General features: G+C 64.1%; 8 protein-coding genes and 1 tRNA gene. 6 read left to right on the top strand and 3 right to left on the bottom strand.

What is annotated here, in order from left to right; all coding sequences use genetic code 11:
• Nucleotides 1–98 precede the first annotated feature (98 nt).
• Nucleotides 99–1,034: a restriction endonuclease gene (locus IP90_RS08730; RefSeq protein ID WP_144899210.1), complete on the top strand. Its 936-nt coding sequence runs from the start codon at nt 99–101 to the stop codon at nt 1,032–1,034.
• Between the two features lie 63 nt (nt 1,035–1,097).
• Here IP90_RS08730 and IP90_RS08735 read toward each other — a convergent pair whose 3' ends face one another.
• Nucleotides 1,098–3,089 carry an SDR family oxidoreductase gene (locus IP90_RS08735; RefSeq protein ID WP_144899211.1) on the bottom strand — a complete coding sequence of 664 codons (1,992 nt, stop codon included), beginning with the start codon at nt 3,087–3,089 and terminating at the stop codon, nt 1,098–1,100.
• A gap of 143 nt (nt 3,090–3,232) precedes the next feature.
• Between IP90_RS08735 and IP90_RS08740 the strand changes: the two genes are divergently transcribed.
• On the top strand, nt 3,233–3,490 hold the full coding sequence (locus tag IP90_RS08740; protein WP_144899212.1) for an acyl-CoA-binding protein: 258 nt from the start codon (nt 3,233–3,235) through the stop codon (nt 3,488–3,490).
• Nucleotides 3,491–3,532: 42 nt separating this feature from the next.
• Nucleotides 3,533–4,159 (top strand): TetR/AcrR family transcriptional regulator, encoded by a 627-nt coding sequence (locus IP90_RS08745; RefSeq protein ID WP_144899213.1) that lies wholly within the window; start codon nt 3,533–3,535, stop codon nt 4,157–4,159.
• Between the two features lie 25 nt (nt 4,160–4,184).
• On the opposite strand, the gene IP90_RS08750 is transcribed toward IP90_RS08745, so the two are convergent.
• Nucleotides 4,185–5,033 carry a LysR family transcriptional regulator gene (locus tag IP90_RS08750; protein ID WP_144899214.1) on the bottom strand — a complete coding sequence of 283 codons (849 nt, stop codon included), beginning with the start codon at nt 5,031–5,033 and terminating at the stop codon, nt 4,185–4,187.
• A 109-nt stretch (nt 5,034–5,142) separates the two neighbouring features.
• Between IP90_RS08750 and IP90_RS08755 the strand changes: the two genes are divergently transcribed.
• The 3 genes from IP90_RS08755 to IP90_RS08765 all read left to right on the top strand — a co-directional run bounded on the left by IP90_RS08755 (nt 5,143) and on the right by IP90_RS08765 (nt 6,880).
• The gene (locus IP90_RS08755) at nt 5,143–5,661 is read left to right on the top strand and encodes a lipocalin-like domain-containing protein (RefSeq protein ID WP_158635311.1); all 519 of its coding nucleotides are present in this window, start codon (nt 5,143–5,145) and stop codon (nt 5,659–5,661) included.
• Between the two features lie 241 nt (nt 5,662–5,902).
• Nucleotides 5,903–6,754 carry a tetratricopeptide repeat protein gene (locus tag IP90_RS08760; protein ID WP_144899216.1) on the top strand — a complete coding sequence of 284 codons (852 nt, stop codon included), beginning with the start codon at nt 5,903–5,905 and terminating at the stop codon, nt 6,752–6,754.
• 51 nt (nt 6,755–6,805) lie between these two features.
• Nucleotides 6,806–6,880 (top strand) — tRNA-Val (locus IP90_RS08765).
• Between the two features lie 87 nt (nt 6,881–6,967).
• Here IP90_RS08765 and cysC read toward each other — a convergent pair.
• Nucleotides 6,968–7,941, bottom strand: a 974-nt coding sequence (cysC, locus tag IP90_RS08770; protein ID WP_144899217.1) for an adenylyl-sulfate kinase, incomplete at its 5' end; no start/stop codon positions are given.

A 7,941-nucleotide genomic window follows, 5' to 3' on the forward strand; every position in this document is an offset into this window, starting at 1 on the left:
TCCCCCCTCACGGCTTCGGACTGGCGGGCTTCCCGTCTCGGCCGCCGGGCGCTCCGCTTCACGCGCTATAGTGCATCCAAGCGAAATGGGGATCGCCGATGACTGCTTCAGCGTTCGGGCTGCTTTGTGCTCTGGTCGTCGGCGTCGCGATGACGCTCTATCTCTGGGGCGTGCGTCGCCGCCAACTCGAATCGTCCGCGGGCGTGGACAGCCTCAACGCCATGCACTGGCGCGAGTTCGCCGGCCTGGTCCTGGAAATGCTGTACCGCCGCGGATACACCGCGATCGAGCAGCATCCTCTCGGCAGCGGCGATCATTCCGACATCCTCCTCCGCCACGGCTCGGGCCTCTGTGCGTTGTCGTGCAAACACGGTTCGGCCTATCGGCTCGGCAGCCAGGCGGTAGGCGAATTCGCCGACAGCATCCGCATGAACGATGCGAACGGCGGCATCATGGTGACGCCAGGCAGTTTCGCGGCCGAAGCCTACGAACGCGCTTCGTCATTGCAGGTCGAACTGATCGACGGCAAGACGCTATGGCCGGAAATCGCACCACTATTGCCTGAAGCACTGCGCGCACGGCTGCAGGCAGACGCCGTGGCCAGCGCCCGCCGCAGCATCGGCTTCAGCTGGCTGTTAGCCGTGGCGGTCGGCGTGATGGCCGGTTTGCTGTGGCCCGGCAATTCTGTCGAGCCGGCAACGGCAGCATCGGTGGCCGCCACTTCCACCGCTGCTGTAGCGAAAACCGCCACGTCCACGACCATGGCCCGACCGGTGGGAGCGTTGTCGCCGGAGGAAATCGCCAAGCGCCGTGCCGATGTCGCCCGTGCGATCGCCGCCCTGCCCGGCATCGAGCAGGCACACTGGTCGACGCAATCCACGCTGTCGCTGTTCGTCAGCGACGATCGCAATGTATGGGCCGGCATCTGCGGCATCATCAGCCGCTACGACGAACTGCGTGCGACGCGTGTGCAGCTCAATCCGCCGGCCGGCAGCACCACGCCGGTGCGGTTCAAGCAATGCCATTCCTACTGACGCAAGGCGAAGCCTCGTGGAGCGGAGCAAGCTCCGTCCTGCGCGACATAAACTTGTTTGACGTCACCAATGCACGCCGCGCATCAGTGCGGCAAACGCGATCTGCTCGCTGCTGGGTTGCACCTCGCCCTTCAAGGCTTTCTTGTCGCCCTTGGCCGCGGCCGAATCCGGGAACAGTTCGAAGGCGGTGTTCATCACCACCTCGTAGGCCTTAGGCGCCACGGCATTGAGCAGCGCGGCGAAGATGCCCAGACGCGTGGCGATGCGGCTCGGCTTCTCGATGATCGCCCGCACCAGCAGGTCCGCGGCTTCCTCCGGACTCAGCGTAGGCACGCTGTCGTACATCCGGGTCGGCGCGATCATCGGCGTCTTCACCAACGGCATGTTGATCGTGGTGAACGAAATGCCCTTGCCCGACAGTTCGCCCTGTGCGCAGCGGCTGAACGCATCCAGCGCCGCTTTCGAGGCGACGTAGGCCGAGAACCGCGGTGAGTTCGCCAGCACGCCGATCGAGCTGATGTTGATGATGTGGCCCTTGCGGCGATGCGTCATCGTCGGCATGAAGCCCATGATCAGGCGCAGGCTGCCGAAATAGTTCAGCTGCATCGTGCGCTCGAAATCGTGGAAGCGGTCGTAGCTCAGCTCGATCGAGCGGCGGATCGACCGGCCAGCATTGTTGATGAGGATGTCGACGTGGCCATGTTCCTTCAGCACCTTCTCGACCAGCCGGTCGCAATCGGCCATGTCGGCAAGATCCGCGGTATAGGCGAAGATCTTGCCGCCGGCCTTCTTCATTTCGTCGCGCGCCTTGAACAGTTCTTCCTCGCCGCGCGCCACGATGATCGTGACGGCGCCCGCCTCGGCCACGCGCTGCGCGGTCGACAGGCCGATGCCCGACGAGCCGCCGGTGATCACCACCACCTTGTTGCGCACCTTGCCCTTCAGGGTGCGGTCGACGAACAGGTCCGGGTCGAGATGGCGTTCCCAGTAGTCCCACAGCCGCCAGGCGTAGTCGTCCAGGCGCGGCACCGCGATGCCGCTGCCGCGCAGCGCACGCTCGGTCTCGCGGTTGTCGAAGCGCGTCGGATAGGTGATGTACTTCAAGGCTTCCTTCGGGATGCGGAAGTCGCGCAGCAGCATGCCGATGAAGCGGCGCACCGGGGGCAGGTTGGTCACCGCGCCACGGATGCTGGACGGCACGAAGGCGAACATCCGCGCATCGATTCGCATCGTCATTTCCGGCGCGTGGCCGGCACGGGCGAAGGTGTTGAGCACTTCGCCGACGCGCTGCGGCTCGGGATCGGTCAGGTGGAAGCAGTGACCATCGAGCTTGGGCTTGTGCGCGATGTGGTCCATCGCATCGACCACGAAGTCGACGGGGATGATGTTCACGCGACCGCCTTCGATGCCGAGCGTCGGCATCCACTGCGGCAGCATCTCGCGCAGTTTCTTTATGAAGGTGAAGAAATAGTACGGACCATCGATCTTGTCGATCTCGCCGGTCTGCGAATGGCCCACCACCATGCCGGGGCGATAGATGCGCCACTTGATGCGTTTTTCCGCGCGCACCAGGCCTTCGGCCTCGTGCTTGGTGCGCAGGTAGGGATCGTCCAGGCCCTCGGCCTCTTCGAACATGTCCTCGCGGAACACGCCCGGATACAGGCCAGCGGCGGCGATCGAACTGGCGTGGTGGAAGCAACCCACGCCGAGCATCGCCGCCAGGTCGAGCGCGTGCTGCGTACCATCGACATTGGCCGCGCGCTGGTTTTCCGCACTCGCGGACAGGTCATAGATCGCGGCGAGATGGAAGAAGTGCTTCACCTTGCCCGACAGCGCACGCAACTGTGCAGGCGTCACGCCGCATCTTGCCGTCGTCATGTCGCCATGCACGACCACGATGCGCTTCATGTCCCAGCCCATCTTCCTGCCGATGGCTTCCAGCTTCTTCTGCGAATCCTTGCGCACCAGCACGTGCACGCTGCCCTTGCGCTTGAGCAGGTTGCTGACGAGATAACGGCCGATGAATCCGGTGGCACCGGTGACGAAATAGCCCATGACCTCTCCCGTTCGGAAGTAGGGCCGCCACGGGCGGCCATCGCGCCTAAGTTGCCAGAGCCCGGCGCCGCCGACAATTCCCCGGCGTATTGACCACCCCGCCGGTGCGTGCTGTCATGCCGCTCTCATCGGGAGGATGACCCATGTCTGATCTGCAGAAGCGATTCGAGCAAGCCGCCAGGGACATCCAGAACCTGCCGGACCGACCCGACAACGACACGCTGCTGCGCCTGTACGCACTCTACAAACAGGGCTCGGAAGGCGACGTCAGCGGCGACAAGCCCGGCTTCTTCGATTTCGTCGGCACCGCCAAGTACGAGGCCTGGTCCAAGCTCAAGGGCTCCTCGCAGGACGACGCAATGAAGAAGTACGTGGACCTGGTCAAGAAGCTGACGAATTGAGCGCTTTCCGTGCGCGCGGCTGACGGCAACAAGTAACGCCCGATGGCCCGCGAAACCCGGCAACGCATCCTCGACTGCTCGCTCGCGATGTTCAACACGCAGGGCGAACCCAACGTCACCACCAACCATATCGCCGACGAGCTGGAGATCAGCCCGGGCAACCTGTACTACCACTTCCGCAACAAGGACGACATCATCGAGCAGTTGTTCGGCGGCTATGAGCAGCGCATCGATACCGCGCTCGGCGCGCCGCCGGACCGGCTTCCCAACCTGGAGGACATCTGGCTGCAGCTGCACCTGGTGTTCGAGTGCATCTGGGACTATCGCTTCCTGTATCGTGATCTCGTCGACATCCTCAGCCGCAACCGGCGCCTGCGCATCCGCTTCGCGCGCATTCTCAAGCGTGCCGACGACAGCGCCCACCAGGTGATGCGCGGCCTGACCCAGGGCGGCGTGATGCGCGCATCGGCCACGGAACTCGATGCGGCCGCCACCAACATCCTGGTGATCGCAACCTTCTGGCTCAACTACGCCGCGGTGCGCGGCGAAAAAGACGAGCAGGCCGCGATCCGCGCCGGGATCGTGCAAGTGATGATGCTGCTGGCGCCCTTCCTGCGAGACGCCGAGCGCGTGCACCTCAACCAGCTGACGCGGGCATATCTGGACTGAGCAGCACAGCCGCCGCCGCCATCAGTCATTGAGTCATTTTGAACGCAGCGGCCAGTATCTTCAGCGCACTGCGTCCGCGCGCGTCGGATACCGTCGTATAGAGTGCCACTTCGGCCGAGGGCAATACCGGCAAGGACAAGGCCGGCCCGATATCCACCGTTCCCGCGGGCGCAGACCGGTACGCCATCAAGGCAACCGCCAGGCCCGCGGCGGCAGCGGCGCCGACTACGGCCGCGCCCTTGCCGATGAATACTTCGCTCCACGCGATTCCCGCTTCATCGAGCGCGCGCGCAGCTGACGCGCGCACGCTGCAACCCTCGCCCTGCGTGGCAAGTGCAAGCGCAGCGCCGTGCTTGCGCTCCCAATCAGGCTTGGCGATCCAACCAAAACGCTCGCGGTACAGCACTTCGCCATGGCGGCGATGCTCGTCTGTGCGAATGACGATCACCGCATCCAGCGCACCGGAGTCGAACGCAGCCAGCAATTCGCGTGAACCGGCGACGCGCAACTCGATGATCAGGCTCGGATCATGCTCGTAAAGCCGGGTCAGCAGGCCGGGCAGCGACGAACCCACGACCAGATGGCTGATGCCGATGATCAACCGTCGTTTTTCGGCGACGAATGCACCCAATGCACGCTCATGCGACGACAGCAGATCCTTGGCCGCATCCAGAAAGGCCAGGCCTTCCATCGACAGACTTACCCGCCGCGGCGTGCGTTCGATCAGGCGTTTTCCTAGACGATCTTCCAGCCGTTTGAGCTTGAGGCTTATCGCCGACTGCGTCCTGTCCATCGCCTCCGCGGCGCGCGTGAAGCTGCGCAGTTCGGCAACCAGCACGAAAGCCTGGATGGCTTCCAGGTCGAGTGATTTCATCGATCAACCATTAATATTTTCAATGACTGAAATATACATCCATGCATATTCAATATGACATTAGGCCTCTAGCATGACGTCCACGGTTCAACTCGAAGAGGCTAGGCACATGTTGGGATTCAGGAAAACTGCTCTGGTGGCGATGTCTTGGCTTTGCCTGCTGACGCTTTTGCCGCCAGCGAACGCGGCGGAGCAGACCACGCCGAATCCGTTGCTGGGGACGTGGACGCTGGTGAGCGTGGACAGCATCAAGGCCGATGGCAGCCGTGTTGCGCTGTATGGGTCGGAACCCAAGGGCGTTCTGATCTTCGATGGCCAAGGCCGCTACGCATCGCAGATCATGCGTGCACAACGTCCACGGTTTGCCTCAGGCAAGAAAAGCAACGGTACCGCCGAGGAATACAAAGCTGCGACGCAGGGCGTGAACGCCCATTTCGGCGAATATGCCGTGGACACGGCTGCAGGACTGGTCAGTTTCCACATCCAGCACGCCCTGTTCCCCAATTGGGAGGGCACCACGCAGGACCGGAAATTTACACTGGCGAATGATGTACTGACCTACAGCGTGCCAGTACCTACCAGCGGCGATGGTGCTTCCGATGAAGTCGTTTGGCGACGCACGGATTGATTCTTCCGGCCATGGGCAGCAAGCAAACACCAAAACGCCCCGCATCGCAGGGCGTTTCCTTCACTGCAGCGGTCCAACCCGATTCCGGGCGGACCTGCGATCTGCTTGCCAAGGGTTAATACCTGGTTTGCGGCCAGTTGCACGCGCGTCGAAGGTAGCGGCGCGATCGGCGCGGCCTACCCTTGCCAGCCGCCATGCATCGCGTGATGCTTGCCGCTCTGCCACATACAGAGGATCGAGCATGGCCGCCAAGTCCGTCTGGGCGCCGTTCCCGCATGATGCCAAGGGCTACGCCTATGCTGGCGATGCACTCGGCAAAGCATGGTCGAAACTGCATGCCGGCGATGTCGAGCCGTACCCGGACGCCAGGCATGCGGAGGCACTGATCGACGCGGCCGGCAAAGCGGCGAAGAAGGCCCAGGCCGAAACATTGTCGACAGACTTGCAGGACGCCTGGCGCGCCTTCCACCGTGGCGACTTCAAGGCAGCTTTCGATGCCGGCGAGGCACTGGGTCCGCTCGGCGCATCCGTCGCGGTCAAGGCAATCGGCATCCACGCCACCTATCTGGTCGATGACGATGCGGAAAAACTGAAGCGCTTCGAACATGCGGCCAAGCTGGCCGAAGCTGCGGTCAAGGCGCTGCCCGACGAGGCCAACAGCCACTATCGCCATGCCTTCGCACTGGGCCGTTACAGTCAGGGCCTGAGCATCGCCAAGGCACTCAAGCAAGGCATTGCCGGCAAGGTGCGTGAATCGTTGGACGCCGCGCTGGAACTGGCGCCCAAACACGCCGAGGCGCACACCGCGCTCGCGCTGTACCACGCCGAGATCATCGGCAAGATCGGCGCGATGATCGGCGGCCTGACCTACGGTGCGAAAGCCTCTGAAGCCGAGTCGCACATCAAGGCCGCGCTCAAGCTGACGCCCGACTCTCCCATCGCCCATGTCGAACACGGCAACGTGCTGATGCTGCTGTACGGCGACAAGAAGGAAGACGCCGCGGCCGCGGCCTACGAAAAAGCCGCCCGGCTCAAGCCACGGGATGCGATGGAAGCGCTGGATGCCGCTTATGCACGGGAACAGCTGGAATAGCGGCGCCCCTGCTTGTCCGTCCTGCGCCGAGCCCTTAAACTACGCGGCCCCGGGCGGTTAGCTCAGCGGTAGAGCATTGCCTTCACACGGCAAGGGTCGCAGGTTCGAACCCTGCACCGCCCACCAGGATCACGAAAGCCGACGCCAGTCGGCTTTTTCGTTTTCGGGCACTCGAAATTGCGTCAACGCCTGCGGCGGACCGTCGATCCGTCGTCAATGTTCGCGCAGATAGTCGACCACGCGATCGGCCAGGACCTCGGGACTTTCCTGGGCCGTGGACAGCTGCATTTCCGCTGCCAGCGGCGGCTCGTACGGCGAGTCGATGCCGGTGAAGTTGCGCAGCTGGCCGGCGCGGGCCTTGGCGTACAGGCCCTTCGGATCACGTTGTTCGGCGATGGCCAGCGGCGTGTCGACGTGGATCTCGACGAACTCGCCTTCGCCGAAGAGGGCGCGCGCCATGTCGCGTTCGGCGCGGAACGGGGAGATGAAGCTGACCAGCACGATCAGCCCGGCATCGGTCATCAGCCGCGCCACTTCCGCCACCCGGCGGATGTTCTCCACCCGGTCCTCGTCGGTGAAGCCCAGGTCCTTGTTCAGGCCATGGCGCAGGTTGTCGCCGTCCAGCACGTAGGTGTGATACCCCAGCGCGTGCAGGCGTTGATCGACCCGGTTGGCGATGGTCGACTTGCCGGCGCCGGACAGGCCGGTGAACCACAGGCAGCGCGGCGACTGGCCCTTGGCCAGGGCGCGGGCACGGCGGTCCAGCGCCAGGTGCTGCCAGTGCACGTTGTGCGCGCGGCGCAGCGCAAAATCGATCGTGCCGCAGGCCACCGTGGCCTGGCTTTGCCGATCCACCAGGATGAAGCCGCCCAGGGTGCGGTCGTCGCGGTAGGCCTCGAACGCGATGGCGCGGTCCAGGTTGAGGTTGCAGTAGGCCACCTCGTTGAGTTCCAGCCGCTTGGCCGCCAGCGGCTCCTGGGTGTTGATGTCGACCCGGTACTTGATCTCGGTGACCTGGGCGATGGCCGCGGTGGTGCCCAGCTGCAGCCGGTACGGACGGCCCGGCAGCAGCGCGGCGCGGTCCAGCCACAGCAGGTGCACGGCGAACTGGTCGGCCACGGCCGGGGCGTGGTGGGCCGCGGCCACGACATCGCCGCGGCTGATGTCCAGGTCATCGCGCAGGGTCA

It is taken from the genome of Luteimonas cucumeris (genome assembly GCF_007830035.1).
GTDB classification, from domain to species: domain Bacteria; phylum Pseudomonadota; class Gammaproteobacteria; order Xanthomonadales; family Xanthomonadaceae; genus Luteimonas_C; species Luteimonas_C cucumeris.